The sequence below is a fragment of the Apilactobacillus quenuiae genome, assembly GCF_002994005.1.
In the GTDB taxonomy this organism is placed as follows: Bacteria; Bacillota; Bacilli; order Lactobacillales; family Lactobacillaceae; genus Apilactobacillus; species Apilactobacillus quenuiae.
On record NZ_POSN01000005.1, the window covers coordinates 78243 to 101822 of the forward strand.

The 23580-nt window shown below is 32.9% G+C and carries 4 protein-coding genes; 2 read left to right on the forward strand and 2 right to left on the reverse strand.

All coding sequences use genetic code 11. From position 1 onward, the window contains the following. Positions 1–28 precede the first annotated feature (28 nt). Complete coding sequence (locus C7N44_RS07375) at positions 29–8149, reverse strand: DUF5776 domain-containing protein (RefSeq protein ID WP_105957275.1); 8121 nt, start codon at positions 8147–8149, stop codon at positions 29–31. A gap of 227 nt (positions 8150–8376) precedes the next feature. On the opposite strand from C7N44_RS07375, the gene C7N44_RS07380 reads away from it, so the two are divergent. Together C7N44_RS07380 and C7N44_RS07385 are read left to right on the forward strand one after the other, a co-directional pair. Then, positions 8377–10005, forward strand: a complete 1629-nt coding sequence (locus C7N44_RS07380) for a glycosyltransferase (protein ID WP_105957276.1) — start codon at positions 8377–8379, stop codon at positions 10003–10005. Positions 10006–10008: 3 nt separating this feature from the next. Then, positions 10009–11529: a glycosyltransferase gene (locus C7N44_RS07385; protein ID WP_105957277.1), complete on the forward strand. Its 1521-nt coding sequence runs from the start codon at positions 10009–10011 to the stop codon at positions 11527–11529. A 302-nt stretch (positions 11530–11831) separates the two neighbouring features. Here C7N44_RS07385 and C7N44_RS07390 read toward each other — a convergent pair whose 3' ends face one another. Next, the gene (locus C7N44_RS07390) at positions 11832–23486 is read right to left on the reverse strand and encodes a DUF5776 domain-containing protein (RefSeq protein ID WP_105957278.1); all 11655 of its coding nucleotides are present in this window, start codon (positions 23484–23486) and stop codon (positions 11832–11834) included. Positions 23487–23580 lie beyond the last annotated feature (94 nt).

Genomic DNA, 23580 nt, shown 5'->3' on the forward strand with positions numbered 1-23580 from the left:
TCTCTTTTGAATTTAGCGAAAGAATTAATTAACGAACTCTTTCAACAATGGTCTTGTTACTTGAAATATATTTACCATTACCGATATAGAATCTAGTAATATCGCCAACTTTTACAAGTTTTTCAACACGAATGACTTCATTCTTCTTAACTTTCTTAATTGAAGTATTGGTATTGAATTGCTTACTCTTGTAGATGAAAGTACCTTCAGGTTTAATGACACGAACCTTTTGAGGTGCTTTAGTTTCATTGTGACGGTAATATGCATCGACTACATGACTATCGTTAGCAGTAATATAACCACCAGCAACACGGTATCTTGGTAATCCACTCTTGGAGAAGGTTACACCTAATACCTTAAAGACATGAGCCTTACCTCTAGGTTCTTTAGCATAGCCCTTAACACGACTGGACTTACTAAATTTATTAGAATTATGCAAGTACATACCGTTAATATTGTAAACATATCTTGGTGTATGACGAGTAAATTCTTTTCTAAATGCTTTCTTATAAGCTCTTACATAAGCGGCTGAACGATTACGTAAGTTGGCTGATTTATCTCTTTTAGCAGCAGCTAGTCCAGCTTTAATTCCTTCATTATTTTGACGACGAATTTCAGCACGAACTGCTTGCTTAAAGGCATATGAGTAGATGATACCTTTACCTGATAATGCACTTTTATCATTTAGCTTACCAGGACGTTTTGCAAAATCAATACCATCTTTGTATCCATCGAAACCTTCATAGTAGGCTGAACTACCATTAGCTTTAGGACTAACTGCAGTTTTAGCATCACTAATTCCAGTTAAGCCTTGTTGACCAGCATTGTAACCTGCTCCATAGTACTTAGAACCATTAGGATTTTGCATAGCATTTTGTAATGCTGTGTTCAATCCATCTTTAGTCTCGGTATATGCTTTTTGATAAGCAGCCTTTTGATCTGGATTATCAAAGTTAGTTTGTGGGGTAGCATTATTTAACAAATCATTGGATCCAGCAGCAGCAACTGATGAATTATTATCATTATTTGCAGGTGCAGGAATATCATTTTGACCTTGCTTAAATGCGGCATTGTAAGCAGCTTGATATGCAATATTAGAATTATTTGGTTTTTGACTACCACCATTTAAACCAGCATTGTAACCATCGTAAGTTCCTTGATATACATCAAGGTAAGCCTTGCGAGCTGCAGAACTACTGTAATCAGAAGGCACTGGTACTTGGCTAAGATCTAACTTACCATTCTTTTGATACTTACCAGCTTGGGCAGCTTGAGTAGCATCCTTAATAGCAGCTTGAGCAGCATCAAATCCAGCTTGTGAATCAGCATTTGGAGCTGTCTTAGCACCACCTGTAGCAGCATTGATTCCAGATTTTAGATTATTAGCTACTTGAGCAGCGGCTTGATATGCTGTAGAACTCTTATCAGTTGAACTAGCATTATCATTACCTGGATTCATTACTGAATCATAACCATAATTAGCATCTTTCTTAGCTTGGTTATAAAGTGCTTTTTGAGCTGATGTTAAACCATTTGGAGTATAATCACTTGCTTGTTTACCAGCACCATTCAAGCCTAAAGCATCATTCTGCCCATTAGTCATAGCATTTTGGTTAGCATTGTATGCCATGTTATATGCCATTTGATAGTCTGCACTTTGGTTACTATTATTAGTACGCTTACCAGCTTTAGCATCTTGGAAAGCACTTGCAGTTGCTTTGTATGCTTCACGAGCAGCTTGATCTGCAGGAGTATTTCCAGTCAAAATAGGATGTCTGTTTGAATCAACAATTGCATTAGGATCTGGATCAGTCAATCCTTGAGCTGCGGCATAACCAGCACTAGCTTGTCTTGCTTCATTAAATGCATTAGATGCAACTGAGTTTGGATTAGCACCTGTATCATAAGGATTGTGTCCATCTTGAGAAACTAATCCAGTTGCATAACCTTTTTGTGCATCAAATGCATTTTTAGCAGCTTGATCAGCAACATTAGTTGCATGAGAATAAGGATTTGATACATTAGCAATTGCTGCTGAATTACTTAAGTCCACATTCTTGGTATTATCAAAGAATGCTTGAGATCCTCTATTTCTAGCACTTTGGGCATTCCCATAAGCTTGGTTATATGCCATTTGATATGCTGTAGATTTACCAATATTACTATCAGCATTGTCACCAGCAATTCCAGCAGTGTAACCATCATGAGCACCAGCATATGCATCTTTCTGTGCTTGGGTAGTAGCATCATCAGGAATCTTATTAATTCCATTTGCTACATCGGTACCAGCTGTGTCAATTAACTGTTGACTAGCTTTACCAGAATTATAAGCTTGAGCTTCAGATGAACTTGCTGGATAAGATGCATTTTGATTAGTAGCACCTTTATCATAAGCAACTTGGTTATCATAAGCATTATTAAATGCTTTATCAGAAAGACTTAATGGTGAATTTGTTTTACGGTTTGCACCACTAAAATTATCAGCAATTGCTTGTTGAGCACCTGACTTAGCTGCTTGAGATGCATCCCCGTATGCTTTAGCATATGCAGCATTATATTCGGATGCTTGGGATGGATTAGTTGGATACTTAGCATTTCCATTTGGATTATAATTACCAGTTTTAGCATCATCAAATCCTTGAGATGCACCATTTGCAGCTGGAGTACCATCATTGGTTCCATCAATTTCCTTGTTATAAGATGCAGCTGCATTTTGACCATTTTGATAAGAAGCATTAGTGCCAGAATTATCTTTGTATGGTGATGGTACTGAGCTTCCTTTTTCAGTTGCAAGACCAGCATCATATGCTTGTTGATTCTCATAACCTTGTTGTGCTAATAAACTGCTACCAGCATTAGTTGATTTCAATTCTTTATTATCTGCTTTATCATTTAGATATTGCTTTGCTCCTTGAGCAGCTTCATCTTGAGCTTGTTTCAAAGCTTTTTGATAAGATGCTGAATCAGTTTGAACATCAGATGGTACTTTGTTATCACCATTAACTTTATCGGTGTTAGCACCTACTTGAGCTCCCCAGTATGCATTCACTTCAGCTTGATTAGACTTATTATCATCAAGAGATGGAGCAGAACCAGGCTTAGTGGCTTCACTATATCCAACACTTTGATTCTTAGCTAAATTATATAATGTTGGATTATTTTGAGCATCTGGTTGATGATTATATTTGTCAGAATTACCAGATTGTCCGTCAATTAATCCTGCCATTGTAGCATTGTATGATGAATTACCAGTTTTGAAAGCAGTTTTACCAGCATTAAAATCAGTAACCGCTGCATTATATCCAGCATTTGCAGAATTACCTTTTGTAATAGCATCAGTATACTCAGATGACAAATTGCTGTGATCATTAGGGACAACTTTACCATTCAATCCAGCTTGATAACCAGCTTGAGCATCAGCATATCCTTGTTTATAAAGTGGATTAGAATTTGTATTATCAAAATTATTATCAGCAAATGCTTGAGCTCCTTGTTGACGTTCAGCAATTGCTCTACTATTAACACTTGTGTAAACAGGATCATGATTAGATGGACTTGTGCTAGGTGTTTTACCAGCATCTAATAATGCATTAATGGTATCTCGATATGCTGGGTCTTGACTATTAAAATCATCAGTATTTGGTTTATGTTTTAAAACTGATGAAGGATCTTGAGAATCCTTAGCATAAGCACTGTTATAATCTGTTTTTGCTTGATTATAGGCACCAGATGCATTAGATTTCTTTCCTGATGTAGCACCTTGTTGATATTCAGGTGACTTACCAAAAGTATTAACATCAGGATTGTTCAATGCTGCTAAATAACCAGCTTGAGCATCTGTATAACCCTTACTATAATTTGTATTATCACTACGTGTAGGGTCTTGAGGTTTTGAATTCAAGAATGCATTTGATCCGGCTTTAGCCTGTCCTAAATCATTAGCTGTACTGTATGCATTTAAAGCAACCTGATTATTAGAATCATTCTGCTTATTATTATCCTTATTAGTAAATCCATCTTTATACCCATCAACTGCCGCATTATATGCAGTTACATATGCAGTTGGATTAGAAGTACCAGCAGGTACATTAGAAATATCTATAGTACTAATGCTATTTTCGTTAGCACCTTTAGAATCAATTTGTCCAATTTCAGCTTTTGCAGCAGAAAGTCCTGCAGATTGAGATTGTGCAGCATCATAAAATGATGTTGTTGCATCATTAGGACGAGGGGTTGTACCTCTCAACCCATTAATTGTGGCTTGATATACAGAATTATTATCTGGATAATTTGGTTTTATATTCGAAGGACCAGCATAATAATCTGCAATTGCTTGATTATATGCTTCCCTAGAATTATCACTGTTTGCTGAACGAATTCCAGCTTGTTCATTAACATTAGTAGATGTATAACCAGAATTATTTAAAGCATTTTGGAATCCATTTTGAGTTTGATTGTAAGCATTGTTATAAACTCCTTGTTCAGCAGCAGAATCTTGTGGATTCTTATTACCAGTTAAAAATGCACTTTGTCCATCAGAATTTTGTTTAGCTGCCTTATTAATTTCAGCATTATATGCATTTACATAATCGGCATTATCAGAAGCACTACCATCATTTGTTTTAGAAATAGTAGCATTTTTACCAGCTTTTGCAGCTTGAATAGCATCTGCATAACCTTTATATGCATTTTTAGCTTGATCATTACCTAGTGTTGATAAATCATCATTATTATTACTCATAGGATTGTTATTATTTTGAGCTTTACTATATCCAGCCTGAGCTTGGTTCCCAGCATTTAATCCAGCATCATATTGTGCTGAATATTTCTTATCTGAATCACTCATATGACCATCACCTAATAAGGCTGCTTCATATCCAGCTTGAGCATCTTTATAACCACCGGTAACACTTGAATTAGCACCTTGTTGTAACTTTTGACCACTAATATAAAGGCTTTGACCGTTATTTCTATCTTGAATTGCTTGATTATTAGCTGATTGATAAATTGGTGAATTATTATCAGAATTAGTTTGTTTATTCGTAGCAGCATCTGTATAACCATTAATAGTGTTCATATATGCTGATTGAGCATTACCGTTAAGTCCAGTATAACTTGAATCATGTGTGTAATCATATGATGGTTCACTACTATGCTTCTCAAATGCATTTTTAGCATTAGTGTATCCAGTTTTCATATCAGGGGTCATAGACTTAAAACCACTGTTATAGCTATCTGTATTGGCCTTATCTATATCACTAGTTGGACCGTTATTATTATCATTTAAAGCTGCTATTAATCCATCATTATAAGCAGTATTGGAATCTTTACTACCAAAAGCACTACCATTAATTTTGTTAGATATTCCAGCAGAATCAGTTACAATATAGTCATTTGGATTTATAGTAATTGTTTGACTTTGACTAGAAACACCATAACCTGCATTAACTTGTATTGTATTTCTACTACTATCATTAGGTGTAACAGGTAAGTCTAATGAAAATGGTACAATCTCACCAGATATAGGACTATTAACAGGTATTGTTTGTGATACTTTTTGACCACCAACAGTTACATCTATATCAATGTCTTTATAAGTAGTAGATGGATCAACATTAGATAATTGGAAATTACCTGTAACTTTATAACCACCAGGAGCAGTAGATGATTTTTGCAATTGAACTTTATCATAAAAGTCAGCGTTAGGAGATGCTGTTAACGTTAAACTTCTAGCATTAGACAAACTTGGTCCTGTTGAAACAGATCCATCTTTATTATGAGAATCAACCGTGTTTCCTGCAGAATACTGTACATTATAAGATGGCTTACCTTGTATTGTCGTTCCGTCATTGTATACAATTTTATAACCTACAGAGTTAGCATTTAATGTACCTTGAAGTAAAGGAGCTCCACTACCTCCATTATCAATCACTACATTAGTACCAGGATTATCAATATTTATTGTAGCTCCAGGAGCACCTAATAAGGTTGGAGAACCAGAATTATCAGTTGTAATAATAAAGTTACCTTTATTTTTTATTGATAAACTGGGTACATAAGTCATTGTAGAACCTGAAGTAATTCCATTAAGACCAGTAGCATTTAAATTAAATGTACCATTATTTGATATATTTAACTGCGCTGGATTTTTTGTACTATCACCATCATTATTTAATATTATTAATGATCTATTTGAACCGAAAGTACCCTTACTTTTAATGTTAAAATTACCACTATTAACAGTAATAATTGAACCAGGATCAAAAACAATAAGATTAGCACCATTATTATTTCCAGGACTAATATTCCCATTATTATTAACAGTCAAATTACCACCATTAATATTAAGAATACTATTTCTAGTCATATAAATTAATGAATTATTAATATCATGATTATTTATAATATTAATCTTACCACCATCATTAATATTTAGATGCCCATCATTATTAGTTAATGCTCTATCATTATTAGTTGTACTTATGTTTAATATTGCATTTTGATTAATAGATATTTGACCATTATTATTCAAAGTAAAACTATTACTGTTGTAATTAAGATCTTGATAGTTAATATTTCCACTACCACTAGTAATTTGAATAGGTGCACCACCACTAGCATTATTATCAGTTAAGCTATTAAAATTGATAAGAGTTACATTACTATTGTAATTACCAAAATTATAAGTATTACCACCAAAATCAACATTATGGTTTTGACCATTAATAGTTAAATCACCATTAAAGTTATTAATAGTATTTTTTGTTGAACCAGGATTAAATGTTACATCCTTAGTAAATACAATGTTTTTAACATTAGAGCTAGCAGCTGAAGTTATCGCATTTTCAAATTGATCTTGAGAATTAACAAACTTTGTACCTTGGTCAATACTATTTTTTTGAACGTAATCAAATCCATGTGTAGTTGCAGAATCTGCTGGAGCACTGTTATTTCCATTATCCATAGCATTTTGAGCACCTAAATATGCTTGACCATATACAGCTCCGCTATCAGGAGTATAAGAAGTAGTATTTATGTTCCATTTACCAGTTTCAGCATCTTGAGCAGCTTGAGCAGCTAAATATTTATCATAACTAGCAGAATCTATACTACCTGATGCAGATAGTCCATTAAAAGAACTACTTGAAGGAACACTACCTGAAGATAGACTATTTACAACTCCGTTATATCCATTAGAAGCTGCACTATATGCAGTGTAAGCGGATGTTTGTGTAAATTTAGTAATATCTTCAAATGCAGCACTTGCAGCACTTGAATCTGCTGAAATTGCATTAGATGCATCTGAAATAGCACCCGAAGCAGATGTCAATGAATTATAGCCATCAGTTTCACTATTTAAGTACGTTTTATCACTAGCATATTTAACTCCATGATTAGTGTCACTAGATGAACTTCCAGCACTTGGATCTTTCATTGAATTATAGTTATTTTGCACTTTAGTATTTGCATTTGAAACAGCTTGACTGTTGTTAGGAATGCTTGAACTTTTTGCAGTAGCATCATTATATGCACTACTAATTTTCACATAAGCATTAGATACTGATGAATAGCTATTATTACCATATGAACCTAAGGTATTATTAATAGCATTAGCTTGACTTGCAGTATTATATTCACCACTTAGTGAACTATAGTTGTTACTAGCACTAGTTACACCATTGGATGCATTACTACTAGAATTACTTGCATTTGATGCATAAGAATAACCACTACTTTGAGTGATAGCATCACTATTAGCATTTGATGCATTATTATAATCAATTGTAATATCTGAACCACTAGTTGCACTGCTTACATTAGTATTAGCAGTAGAAGTAGTATTAGCATCACTTGATGCTTGTGAATTGCTACTACCATTAGAGTTTAAATTTTTAGAAATTGATTGGGCATTATCATTATTTTCCTTAACTGCACCAGAAGTCTGTTCATTTTTATTGACTGTACTATCAGCATGAGCTTCCACTGTAGTAGGAACCCCCATCAAATGAGATGGACTTTCATACAATGAAACTGCCATTGCTCCACCAAAAGCAAGCATGGAAACAGAAACGGTTACCCATTGCTTTTTGACTTTGCGTAAAAGCTTCTTCTCATTGCTTTTATGAAATTCATTTTTGTTATACATCATAAAATCATTCCTTCTTTAAATAGAATAATTACTTAACTTCTAGAACAACATACCACCTTAATGAGAAAAATTAAAATATTATGCTCATTAAATTAAAAATAAATTAGCGATATATAATTTATCGATTATAAAAAGATAATATAAAATTTTAAATGCAATTCATATAATTGTTTTCATTTTAAATTTAATATTATAATGGAAGCATTATCTAATGAAGGAGAATTTATATGAACTTTTTCTTGAACGCAAACTTTAACGAAAAAAATTCTGGCATTGAACATGCTGAGATAGAAAGAGCCCTTTTATTTAAAAATAATAATGAGCCCTTTAAAATTGTCTTTCAAAGTTGGAACCCATTATTGCACCACTGGCTAAATCTAAATGATATTAAGGACAATGAAATATTAAACTTATTTGATTATTATCAACATACTCAAAACATTAAACCTAAAAAGATTCAGGCTAAAGATATTGATTTTGGTATGATTAAGCTTGAATATAAAGAACAAACTGATAAAAATCGCTATATTGTTTATCAAGCTGAAAAGATTGTCGGCAGAATTAACTATTTTGATGATAATATTTCTAAAGATAAGCTTGTTAGTTCAGTTGAACTCTTTGATGGCTTTGAGCATTTGTATAGAGTCGATTTTTATGACATTCGAGGCTTTAAATCTATGGTGCAATGGTACACTCCCGACAATAAAATTGCGACTGAAGTTTGGTATTCCATTGATGGAAAACCAGTTGTTGAAGATTATTTTAGACTAAATGCCCAAGGTAAGCTGACTAGGTCTGGTTACAAAACCATATCTGATGAGGGAACTGTTAGAAGTTATCTGAATTATTATGAACTAGTTGAAGCCTTTATCAATGATATTAATGATCAATATTTTTCTTTAGAAAACCCAAATATATTTATTATGGATCGTTCTGAAAACGTTGAGGAATTTCTTCCACATTTGAGGAAACCTTCCTATAATGTATTACATTTACATAATTCACATGCTGGTGATCCTCAAAATCCAGACACATCAATTATGAACAATAATTATGAATATACATTAATCAATGCCAACCGTTATGATGGCATTATCGTACCATCTAAGAAACAGACACGTGATGTTAAGCGCAGATTTCAACCGCAATGTGATATGTACACCATTCCGGTAAGTATCGTCTCCAACAAAACATTGAATGAAAAGCAAGTTCCAATGAATAAACGAAAAAACAAAAGTGTAATTGCTACTGCCAGAATTGCACCAGAAAAGCAATTAGATCAATTAGTCTGGGCTGTCTATTATGCACGAAAGAAAGTCCCTAATATCACTTTGGATTTATACGGGTTTATTGATCATTCTAATAATGATATTGCTCAAAAAAGGTTAAAAAAAGCAGAAAAAGAAACTGGACTAGAGGATGTTGTAAAGATTCATAGTTATACCAGCGATGTTCCATCCATTCAAAGAAACTCACAAATATATGGGGTTACTTCTACTAGTGAAGGGCTAAGTTTAGCCGTTATGGAAGCTCAATCTCATGGAGATGTTGTTCTATCATATAACATTAATTACGGTCAAGATGAACTAGTTCAAGATGGTAAAAATGGTTATTTAGTTAAACCTAATGATGCCAAAAGTTTAGGTAAAAAGATTGCTAAACTATTTGCCAATCCTAAATTACTTCAAAAAATGTCTAATCAAGCTTATGAACTATCCAATCGTTACTCTGAAAAGAATGTTTGGAGTGCTTGGCAAAACTTTTTAGAACATGCACAAAAATCTTGGCCAGATAAAGTGAAACTATATCGTCCTGATATTACTAAGGGCATTCAACAAATGGATCAAGGAGTGTGAAGAATGAATAACATCTATTATTTTATAAATGAAAACATATTTACCTTTAACTCTGGAACTGAATTTTCAGCTATGAATCGACAAAAAATTTTTAAAAAATTGAATTTAAAATCCAAAATTATTACTAGAAATTATAATCAAGGATTACACCAAGTCATAAGAAACTACAATCTTTCAGATGATGATGTACTTAATATGTATGACTACTTTCAAAAAGTTATTGATATCCCCTATCATCATGAAAAGCTAAGATATTCCAAAGTAATTGATAAACAGCACTATAAAATTGTGGGAATTGATAATAATAAATCAGTTATAACAAGACATGGTAATACTGTTGCTGAAGTGAATATTTTTCCTGGAACTATTGGTGAAATCGGTTCAATCAATTATTTAGACCAATTTGGTAATACTTCAAGTCGAGATATTTGGGACGCACGTGGCTTTAAATCAAAAACACAATACTTACATCCAGATGGTAGAATTGGGCATGAAGTTATTTTTGATTATCAAGGAAACCCTGTAATTGAAATTACTCACATGAACAAAGATAATGATTTTCCTACCATGTTTAAGCTACTTAATTACAAGGGACACAATTTCCGCTTTGATAATGAAGATGCTTTATTTAACTTTTTCTTACGTGAAATTTCTGATGAAAATTCCACTGTTTTAATTAATGACCGCCCTACTTTAACTGCAGTCGTAGCACAAGTTCCCAATGTTAAAGCTAGATATCAAGTATTACACAATGAACATACTGTTAAACCAAAATTAGCAGACAAACCTAATGGAAAATTATATCCTAATTTAATCCCATTATTTAATCAATTTAGTGATCAGTTTAATGGGATTATTGTTTCAACCAGTCAACAAAAACAAGATTTAAATAAATTCTTTCCTGAACTTAACGTAATTGCCATTGCGGACACAGCAATTATGCATAAACATGCTCCTGCAACAACTAATGAAAAGAATCGACACGAAATTACTTATCTTGGTCGTGTCTTTCACGATAAGCATATTGACCACTTAATTAAAATTACTGAAGATGTTAAAAAAGTAGTTCCTGATGTTCATATGAATGTTGTTGGTTATTTTGAATCACCAGCTTATAAACAAGAATTAGATGAACAAATTAAGAAAGCTAAATTAACTAATAATGTTACGCTTACTGACTATAGAATTGGTAAAGATAGGGACAACATCTTAGCTAATACTCAAGTATTATTACAAACTTCATTTGGTGAAGGCTTAAGTATGACCCTAGTACAAGGATTAGCATATGGCATTCCAGCAGTTGCATATGATGTCAATTATGGTCCTAATCAAATCATTGATAATGGTAGCAATGGTTATTTGATCCCGGCTGGTGATAAGAAAAAAGCTGCTAAAGCCGTGGAAAATCTTATTACTAATCAGGATTTGCATGCTAAGTTTAGTCAAGCTGCTTTGAAAAAGGCCGCACAATTTAGTGCTGAACGCATTGGTAAGCAATGGCAAGCATTTGCAAAACATTGTTAAATATAAACTAAAAACATTATTAGCTTTAATTAAAGGAGCATTTATTATGACAAAAGAACAGATAAAAACACTAAATGAAGCTCTGGATAAAAGTATTAACGATGGTGTAAAAGAAATTAGAAAGAATGCTTATAATACAAAACGAACAATAAAAAACAAAAAGTAACTATATAAGATAGTAAAATTATATTGTTGATGAAGCTTTAAAACATTAGATTGCAAACAAACTGAATATTTTATACTAAAAAACACTTGTAAATTTTTTACAAGTGTTTTTTCAGTAACTATTCAATTTTAGATTGTTACTTATGAAGTTTATCTACATACGTCTTATTGCTAGTTACATACTGACCTTTACCAAGATACAATCTAGTAATGCCATTGTATCTAACAACTTTTAGTACATATAAAATTTCATTGTGATGCAATTTTCTTACAACATTTTTATTACTAAATTTCTTACCAGTATGAACTAATGCTCCTTTAGGTCTTATAACCTTAAATTTATCGTAGTTATGTTGGTAATATGCATTAGCAACATATTTACTATTAGCAGTTACAAAGCCACCGCCTTTAATAATATATCTAGGAAGTCCAGTCTTAGAATAAGTGATACCAATAACTCTTAATACATGATTTTTATCCCTTGGAACAAGTTTATACTCTTTTGCTCTAGTTGAGTTATTAAATCTATTAGAATTATGTTTAAACATTGCCTTAAGATTATAAATATATCTAGGCATCTTCTTGCTTAATTCTCGATCAAAAGCTTTGCGATATGCAGCCTTATAAGTATTAGAATACTTATTTAAATGAGGTAGATAAGTAAATTTTCTCTTGGCTGCTTCATATCCAGCTTTAACTCCTAGATTATGTTGACGACGAGTTTCTGCTTTAACTGCTTGTTTATAAGCATAATTATAAATAACATTCTTATCTTTTGAATAAATCCTAGATAACTTACGATCTTCTTTAGCATTAGACTTAGCAAACCTAATTCCATCTTGATAGCCATTATAACCATTCATATATGATTTATTATTCTTTTCACTAGCAAGTTTATTATTCTTAGCAGCTTTAATTCCTAACAAACCATCTGAACCAGCTTGATAACCACTATCATAATAATTAGAAGCATTCACTGCTTTTAACTTATTATTCAAAGCAGCATAGAAACCAACTTTAGTATCATTATAAGCTATTTGATATGCCTGTTGTTGTTCGGGATTACTAAAGTTAGTCATAAATTTATTATTCAAGAAGTCAATAGGTGCTGTAATATTATCTGCTACATTAGCATGACTTGATGGTGCAGGTATATCTTCTTGACCTTTCTTAATGGCACTATCATAAGCTTCTTGATAAACAATATTATTAGTATATTCCGTATCGTTAGTAGGATGGTTACTACCACCATTTAAACCTGCTTCGTATCCATTATAAATGCCCTTGTAGACATTCAAATATGCTTCATGAGCTGATGAATTAATACCTGCCGGAATTTGAATCTTGTTGACATCAAGTTTTCCATTTTGCCCTTGATTCTTATTACCTTTTGCATCATTTAAAGCATTTTGCATTGCCAAATTAGCAGCATTAAATCCATCTTCATCTCCATTCGGAGCAACTTTTTGAGAACTAATAGCAGCTTTAACACCATTTAATAGGTTGGTTGCTAAATTCTTTCCAGCAACAAATGCTGCTTGATCAGTAACACTTTCAGTTGTATGTGGATTGATAACAGAATCATATCCAGCCTTAGCTGATGAACTAGATGCTGAATATAAGCCATGCTCTGCTGCTTGATTTGAAGCATCATAAGGATTATTAATATTGGCACTAGGATCATTTATAAAGTTTTGACTACCTTTATTCATTGCTGATTTATATAATGCAAAAGCATTGTCATAAGTTGACTTATACTTTGTATCAATTGAATCATTGTTTTGGACTCGACCATGTTTAACATCTTGAAAAGCCTGGGCAATGGCTTTATATACCTTTTGAGCATTCGGTGAAAGATTTGACAAGTTATCATTTGGATCAGGATTAGTTGATTGTTGTGCTTTTTGATAACCAATCCCATCCTTGATTCCGTTTTGATAAGCAGCATTTTCACCATCATTATGGAAATCAATATTACCATTTGGATTATCTAATCCTTCATCATATGCCTTTTGGTTATTATAACCTTGGTTATATAGCTGGTTACCGTGGGGTTCTAACGGAGTTACACCTTTTTGCTTATCCGCAATATATTGTTGTTGTCCAGCTTGAGCTTCCTTTTGAGCTTGTTGTTGAGCTGAAAGATAAGCTTGTGAATTTTTATTAACATCACTTGGTACCTGTTGAACAACATTAGCCCCAGCTTGAGCTCCCCAATAAGCATTATAAGCTACTGTGTTATTCTTATCAGGTTTTTTACCATTAGCAGCATTTTCATACCCTGAATTCATATTAGTAGTTGCGTTGTAACCAGCCTTAGCGGCATTACTACCATTAACTGCTTTACCATTCAAATATGAGTTTCGTGCATCATTTGCCCCTTGAGCATATGGAGAAATTCCAGGAACATTTTCGTTAACTTTTCCGTTAACGAAATCATCAGCACCTCTTTGTTGAGCCCCTTGGTCAAATGAATTGGTATAAATTGGATTGTTCTTTTGATCGCCATAGTTAGCCTCAGCATTGCCTGCATTATAACCAGCTAATGTTGATTGATATGCATCGTTATAGGCAAATGGATTCAAGCCTTTTGGCATTGGCGTCGTTGTTTTACTTTGCGCATCAGTAATGCCATTCTTTACTCCTGTGCTTTGTGCTCTCGCAATTTCATATAATGGGGATTTATCTTTAGGATTATTAGTGTCATTACCTGCTTCTCCGTCAATTAGACCTTTAATGGTGTCTTGATAAGCTTGATTAGTATCCTTGATTTGACCTATTGATTTTACACCATTTTTATAGAAGTCTTGAATTGCTTGCTTATAGCCACTAGCTAAATTATTATCCTTAACTAATTTATATCCAGCCTGCTCATTAGGATTGCTTGGATTAATATCATTGCCACTTAATCCTTCTTGGAAACCTAACTGTGCACTTTGATAAGCAGTTGTATAAGCTTTCTTCATTGCTCCAGTAGTTGTTGGTGCATAGGATTTACCATTAACAAAATCATCTTTACCTGCTTTAGCACTCTTAAATAAATCATCAATGACTTCATTATAAGCATTGACATAATTATCCGCATGACTAGCAGTTGGATTATATTGTTTGTTATCTAATCCCTTGGTTGCATCTATGACTGCGGCAGCTACTCCATCATAAGCTTGCTTAGATGCTTGAGAATAGTTAGTACTTGTCGGATACTGACCGATTAGAGGATTTTCAGATTCCAATGCGCCTTGATATCCTGCACGTGCATCATTACCTACAATAATACCACGATTAGTATCACTATAAGCATTATCTGGGGTAACACTAGCTTTCAACGCACTTTCATATCCTTGCTTAGCATTATTATAACCAGTTGTATATTCACTAGTTGCTGGTTGAGCGACTTGCTTGCCATTTAAGAAATCAGTAGCTCCTTGTTGATTAGCATCCACAGCTTTATATACCGCTTGGTAGGCTTGATTATTAGCATATTGAGCATCAGCTTTAGCTCCTGTAACTTCATTTCCCACTTGATATGCATTATAAGCTGCATGATATACATCTAAGTATTCTTGATATGCAGAATGGTTATTGTCGGTAATTTGATCACGAGTCAAAGTACCAGTTCCAACATGTACTTGGGCATCATGCATTGCATGATCAATTGCTTTCTTAACAATTTCGTCATTATTATTCAATGGATTCTTAAGGTAATTATTAAGCTTATCCAATAAAGTATTGGCTAATTTTTTACCAGCTTGCACAGCTCTGGTATTTTTACCATCATCAGCAGCTTTGTTCATAACTGCATTGTAGCCTAACGCTGCATCATTATTGCCTAGACTATACAAAGTAGCTTGTGGATTGTTTTCTCCATATTGATTACTAAATGGAGCACTTGGATCATTTGTATATGCATCTGAACCTGATTGTAAAGCCTGCTTATAAAGATTAAAGGCTTTATTATAAGATGTTTGATATTCAGTTGACTTTTTACTATTATCCGTAGGATCAGCTTGATCATTATGAACATCTATAAATGCTTGTGCAGCTCCATTATAAGAATCAGTTTCACCATTTTGGGTAGTTGGACTAGCAATTTTTTGTACATCATTATAACCGCTAGCTGCTGCTTGACCGGCTTTATAACTATCCTTCTCACCCTTATTTTGATAAGTATTAGTTCCATCCGGAGCATTAAATCCGTCTTCATATGCCTTTTGGTTATTATAACCTTGAACAATGGCGTGCTGGTTTTCAGTGCCGTCTTCATTTGGCTCATGGGTAGGATTATTAATATATTGTTGAGCCCCTTTCTGAAGATTATCACGAGATTCACTTTCCGCATGATTTTTAGCTGACTTGTATGCTTGAGAGTTAACATTTACATTATGTCCGCTAGAAGGAAGTGGTATATCGTTTGCTGAATAACCATCTTTAGTACCCCAATAAGCATTATACTCATCAGCATTGGTAGAATCGGGAACCTCACTACTAATTTGTTGTGCTGCAGTAATTCCAGCATTTTTATTTTTCGCTGCCTTTGTTCCGATTTGAGACGCAGGGCTTTGGTCAGTAGGAGAACCATTATAAGCATTTGAAGCGGTAGTTACACCCTGATTATAAGCATTAGCAAATGGTGCATTTCCCGGAACATTTTGACTATTCCCCTTAACAAAATCATTGGCACCTCTTTGTTGAGCACCTTGGTTAAAGGCGTTTACATAAACTGGATTATTAGATTGTGAATTGTCATAACCATTACCACTATTATCAATTGCTTGGTAACCAGTTTTAGCTGCGTCATAAGCGATTTTATATGCTTGTGCATTAATGCTAGGGTTATTTAATTTATAATAGTCATTATCGTTATTCTTAGATTGAGCATCACTAATTCCACCATTAGTACCCATACTCTGAGCACGAGTAATTTCATAAAGGGGTAGATTTGATGAAATATTACTCCTATCATCTGTTTTGTTATCAATTAGTCCTTTGAGAGCTTCTTGATATCCTGTTTCATTATATTTAGGGTCAGTTGATTCAACTTTAGTAATCCCCTTAGTATAGTAAGCATCAATAGCATCCTTATAACCATTAGACAATGATTTGGCGGATTGATAACCACTTTGCTCATTAGGCAACATCTTATTAATAGTTGCAGTATCAAGATTTGGATTATTTAATGCTTCTTGATAACCATTTTGATAGGTACTTTTTACATTATCGTAAACTGATACATAAGCTTGATCACTTGGATGTAATGAATTAGTTTGTTGTTTATTAAAGTCATCTATTGCTTGCTTACGAGCATTCTTAATACCCATTAAAGCATTATTGTAAGCAAATTTGAATACAAGGCTGTCTTGAGTATCCTGGTCACCTAATTGTTGCAAATCTCCACTCTCACTAGCCTCAGCATCATTTACGGCTTTAGCAAATCCACTATAGGCATCTTTCTGGTCATTACCTGATAATGATTGTTCATTATTATCATTTTGAGTTGGAGCATAGATACTTTGCGCTTTGTTATATCCAACCCAATAATTATCATGACTACCAATTCCAAGATCAACACCTTGCTGATATTCTTTACTACCAGTAGTATATGCAGATTCTTGCTTAGCAGAATTACCATTCGAAATGCCCTTTGAAAATCCTGATTTAGCTTGACCATAGCCATTTTGATAATCACTTGATTCATCAACTGGTGCTTTGTCAGCTAGATAATCATTAGCACCCGCTTGATTTCTTCCTAGTTGGTAAGCCTGTTGATACCCAACATCATAATTTGTTTTATCGTTATCTTCAGGATTATTTTTCTTGGCAGTAGCATTATTTGCCAGACCATCAGCATAGCCATCTAGAATACTATTATAAGCAGTTTTATAAGCATTAGTATTAACAGCTTGGGTATTTATCGATGAAACATTATCCAAACCAATATCCTTAGTATTGATATCTGGAGTGTTTTGATTAATTTTACTTAACGCATCCCTAATTCCTAATTGTTGTGAATTAGCAAAAGCATAAATAGCAGTTTTATTTTGATTATTATTATTGCCAGCAAAACCATCTTTCAAACCACTTAAAGCTTCAGCATAAGCTTTTTGATTATCACCCGTATAAGAAGCGTTCGTACTATGATCCTGGTTAAAATTGTTTAAGGCTGCTTGGTATCCGTTAAGCACTTTAATGGCAGCGTTAATTCCAGCAAATTCATTAGTCGTTTGCGTACTACCATCGGATTGTTGTCCACTCAAGCCTTCTTGATAACCTTTTTGATAGTCAGAATAAGATATCTGATAAATAGGTTGCTCTTGTGAAGCTGAAATATCACCAGGGGTTGATGGTTTTCCAGAATTAAAATCACTTTGAGCAGTATTCATCGCTACATTCAAATTTTGTAATTCTTCATTGTAAGCTAATTTAAATATTGGTGAATTATTATTATTAAAATCTAATCGAGAAGTTGAACTATTATTCTTCGCTGTTAAATTATTTTTATAGTCGCTAATAACGGAAGCAATTCCATTATAAGTATCAGAAGCATTATTATCAAAGTCGTTGGAGTGATCACCACTATTAGGAGTTTTAGATTGCGTTCTAGCTATTAATCCTTGGTTATAATCTGAAGATTGTAACCTGCCTTGATCAGCAGCATCTTTAAATTCCTTGGAACCATCTATATACGATGAATTATTTTTATAGTTAGTAGAATCCAGTACTCCCATATTAAAGCCGTCAGTTGCATCATTATATCCTTGCATATAAGCTAAATCACTGGTTCTTTGTGCTTGATATGAACTAAGTTCGGTAATATTGTTATAATTTCCATTAAAGAAATCATTAGCACCAGCATCATTGGCACCTATCTTGTTCCCTGAATTATATGATAATTTATAAGAATTGTCTGAATTAATGCCACTATAATTATTTTGATTTTTAAAACCATCATTATAACCATTAATTACAGCATTATATGCTTCTATATATGCATAGCTCTTATTTCTTTCATTTCTTGGATCAAGAGATCTTGGTTGAGAATTGGGATTATTAAACACATTAATATTATTAACTATATTCAATGATTTATTTTTACCATCATTCTGGTCTTTAGCTGCATTATAGAATGGCAACAAATGTCCAAATGTAATAGTATTATCTGCTTTAATTCCTGAAATAGTTGCATTATATATATCATCACCATGAAAGTTTCCACTAGGATTTGTATAATAATCTTTAATGGCTTGTTGATAATCTTGAGCCTTACTACCATTAGCAGCATTAAAACCAGTTTGAGCATTTTGATTATTACTATCGATGTTATTACCATCTAAAGCAGTTTGAAAACCTCTGTTAGCATCATTATAAGCCTTATTATAAATGGTTTGATTAGACTGGCTTAGATTAGATAATTTAGAGTTACCATTGATAAAGTCTTGTGTTCCATCGTAATTTTGATAGTCATTCAATGCTTGATTGTATGCTAATACATAATCAACAGAATGCGTACTATCGGCTGCAATTGGCTGCACTTTATTACCATTGTTTTTAATTACCTTATCAAATGAATCTGCAACTCCATTATAAGTATCTTGTTCATTTTGATCATGATTATTATTATTATATTGGCCATTTTGAGGATCAAAACTTGTATATGCAGCATTATATGCATTTTTATATTTAGGATTTGAATAATTATTATGTGCAGCCTGATATTCGTTGGTTGCTTGCTGTTCAGCGGTTGCGCCACTAGCATTTTTGCCTTCAACAGCATCTTGATAACCCTTTTGAGCATTTTGATAGCTTTGAATATAGGCTTGATTGTTATTAGTTGTAGACATTAACTTACCAAATATAAAATCATTGTATCCAGATGCCCGATCATTCTTTGCACTGTTATTAGCAATCCTATAAGCAGCTGCGTGATTATTTGGATTAGTGTATGGTGTCCTGACAAGCGATGCATCTTTATAACCTTGCATTGCTGAATTATATGCAGCTTTACTAATATCATTAGTGCCATTATATTCACCAGTATAGTTTTTCTTATTAAAATCAGTTAATGCTTGTTGCAATCCGGCATTAATTAGATCCTTATCATTAAAGCCATCAGAATATGCCTGATCATAGGCTGGCTTTTTAGTACTACTTGTATTACTACCATTAATTAATCCACTATATGCACCAGCATTATAACCATCCATTGATGTTTTATATGCTGTTTGTTGTAATTGAGTCCATGAATGTTGATACTTTGTATCACTACTATCTTCATTTCTGTCCAATTTAGCATCTGATAAACCATAATTACTTGCTTGACCAATTAAATAAGCAGTTGGATTTAACTTAGCATCAGGTTTGGATGAATCAGTAGGATTATTAATTCCAGCTTGATATGCTTTTTGAACATTATCATATGCTTGATGTTGCAAATCACCACTATTATTAAAATCACTTGCATTATAGGAATTATTATTCTTACCTATTGATACATCAGCAAGGCCTTGATTAGTTGCGACACCAACAACATATGCTGTTTCATTCAATTTTGCATTTGAATTAGATGAATCAGTAGGATTATTTAATCCTTGTTGATATGCTTTTTGTGCGTTAGTAAAGGCTTGATATTGAGATGACGTACTAGACCATCCTTTGTATTCTACATCATCATTAGGATTTATCCCTTGAATAGAATCAGTAATCCCTAAACGAGCAGCTTGCCCAGCTTGATATGAATCTGGGTTATTTTTATTGGCCAAAACATAATCAGCCTGAGAGCCATTATGTTTTAATCCAAGATTATATGCATCTTGTACTTTTTGATAAGTTGAAAGTGCATCATCTTTATAATTAGCACTATTATCTTGACCCTGAATTGCATCATTTAGAGCACTAGTTTTTGTAAGGGCATCAGTAGGATTAGCATCAGCTTGTTGCAGAATAGTATTATAAGGTAAATCTACAGTTGATACACTACGATCTGCTGTTGTAGGGTTAACTAAAGTTGTATTCAAAGTAGCCTTCTTGGTACTATTACCATCAGCAATGGTGCTTCTAATACCTGATGTATAGTAATGAACAACTACTGAAACATTGTTTGAACTACTGCTACCATTCAATTGACTTGCATCAAATATATAAGAGAATGGTATTATTTGATTATTACTATAGTATTTTGGATTAATAGTATAGGTATATTTGTTGTCATCTCCATAAGTATTGCCATTTGATGAGTTTACAACTCCTTGTCCATTAAGAACGACCTGTTTAGTATTGCCATTATTATCAACTTTGGAAACAGTTCCGCTTAATGATGGCTTGCCATTTATACTTATTCCTATATAAATTGGTTGAGAATCATCATTAGATGGAACGTTATTTAGTCTTATAGTTCCACTAACTATATAATGGTGTTCATCGGACTTTTGAATTTGCATCCCATCATTAATTAAAGCAGATGGTGATGAAGAAAATTGAAAGTATTTTGCATTTGCGATAGTACCTAAACTACCTGTTGATTGATTTGCATTTTCATACGTAATATTACCATTTTGATCAATTTTTAATAAATAATATGGACCCTTATTATTCAAGCTAACTGAATAAGCATTAAGTGAAATCTTTTTATTTCCATTACCTAAAAGGAATCCATTACTTTGTTTCTGCTTAGGATCAGTATGTTTAGTATCTAAATCAAGAATAACATTATGCCCAGGGTTATTAATATTTATTTGACTTGTATCAGGTGAGTAAGCATAAAGTAATGATGGATCACTACTGCCATCAGCTTTCAAAATCAAGTTACCTTGGTTAGTAACATTTAAATTAGATCCTGCATTTTTACCTAAAGCTAGTATATATGGGTTAGAACCAATACCTCCGGTCATCTTATCAGCTTCTATATAAATAGTTCCACCACTAGTTGAAGTAATTGCACCATTAACATAGGTTAAAACATTATTATAATTACCTATGTTTTTTCCAACTATATTAAGGTTACCATTATTTTCAACAGTTAATGCACCTTCAATGTCAACTGGATATTGGGCTGGAGTTCCAACTATATTTACATTGACGTTTCCACCATCAACATACATATTAGTCCCTTGTCCTCCTGTTACCGTGTTTTCTGCATTACTGTCATTAGATCCTGTTAAGTACAAAGCATTAGTTCCTGAAGTATTAACCGTTGCACCATCACTAGAAACATTAATATTCAAATTACCCAAAATTTGAATATTACCATTATTTGAAGATGCAAATATTCCTTGTGCTCTACTTGTATTGTCACCATGTTGTATATAAGGCTTACCGTTATTTCCATTGCCAAGAGGAGTTACATTTAAGGTTCCACCTTTATTAACATTTAAGTTATATAAGTCCAATACATTAGCATTTTGAGTGTACCCTGAATAAGTAGCACCTGAATTAACAGTTAATGTATTGATTTGCATATTTTGAGAATTTCCATCTGTACTATGGCTACCAGTGTCACCACTAATACCGGAAGCTTGATAATTACCTTGAGAATTTACAGTAACATTATTGTTAACAATAACATTAGCATTAGTATCATTAATAATCTTGCCACCGACATAATGAACATTATCTAAATAATAAGTAGGTTGATTATTTCCATTACCAGAAGAAGAATTTAGTAAAATACCATTATTACTGGTTCCATAAGCATTTTGATTTTTTAATGTAACTGACTTAACACCAGTAATGTTATATGTGATTCCTCTGTAATCAATGTTAGACCAAGTTGTCCCGTCATGTTTTAAGCCATCAATTACAAAATCCCTAGTTGAATCATTTCTAGTAACATTAACAGACTTATCACTATCTCCATAGCCCTTACCATTAGCATTAGCTAAATCTATATCATTATTTACTTTAATGGTATAAATTTTTTGGTCATTCATAGCATTATCAAATTCAGTCGCACTATTAACTACTGCAACTGAATTATCTTGTTGAGCAGCAGATGCCTTTAAACTATTTAAATCTGCCATTCTAGAAGGTACTGATTTTCCCTTCTTTAACTGAGTTGATGAAAAACTACCTTTATCTTGATTATCTGTACTTTGGTTTTCAGAATCAGATTGAGCCTGATCATTATTAACATCTAATGAATTAACATCATTATCGTTTATTTTGTTGTTTTGTGGAGATACTTTTGGAACTGATTTATCATCACTACTACTTGGTGATATTTGGCTTCCTTTATCATTACCTGTAATTTTGTTATCTTTAGGTGATACTTTTGAATCTATCTCATTGTCACTACTATTTGATGATACTTGACTTCCTTTATCATTATCTGCCACTTTGTTATTTTTAGGTGATACTTTTGGAGCTGATTTATCATCACTACTATTTGATGATATTTGATTTTCTTTATTTGGTGTTGAAACATGAGACTGTTTACTTACTTTTTGATATGTAGTTTCTTTAGATGAATCGTTATTTGAAGCTTCAACATCATTTTGTGCCACTACATCATTACCTGATTCACTTTTTTGATCAGAATTTGGTAAAACAGATTTATTAATACCTACTTGTTGATTATTAGGCACAATTTTTTCTTGAGATTGTACTTTAGACTGTTTTCTTAGTATAAGTGTACTGTCATTATTATCAGCATGTACTACAAAATCAGTTGTACCATATGCTGTAGCAATACCACCTAGCATGGCCAAAGAAGCGATGGAAACAACCACCCATTGCTTTTTGACTTTCTTCATTACCTTTTTATCATTTACTTTTTGAAATTTATTTTTATTATATTGCATAATAAAATCACCTTCTAAATATACTTTATAATAATAACTTATTATATTTCCCTACAACTTTATTTTATTACTTAATTAAAAATGCATATAATAA

What these genes read in the sequence shown, in the direction of transcription:
- C7N44_RS07375 (WP_105957275.1), bottom strand. Translation starts at nt 8,149, where the DNA reads ATGATGTATAACAAAAATGAATTTCATAAAAGCAATGAGAAGAAGCTT.
- C7N44_RS07380 (WP_105957276.1), top strand. Translation starts at nt 8,377, where the DNA reads ATGAACTTTTTCTTGAACGCAAACTTTAACGAAAAAAATTCTGGCATT.
- C7N44_RS07385 (WP_105957277.1), top strand. Translation starts at nt 10,009, where the DNA reads ATGAATAACATCTATTATTTTATAAATGAAAACATATTTACCTTTAAC.
- C7N44_RS07390 (WP_105957278.1), bottom strand. Translation starts at nt 23,486, where the DNA reads ATGCAATATAATAAAAATAAATTTCAAAAAGTAAATGATAAAAAGGTA.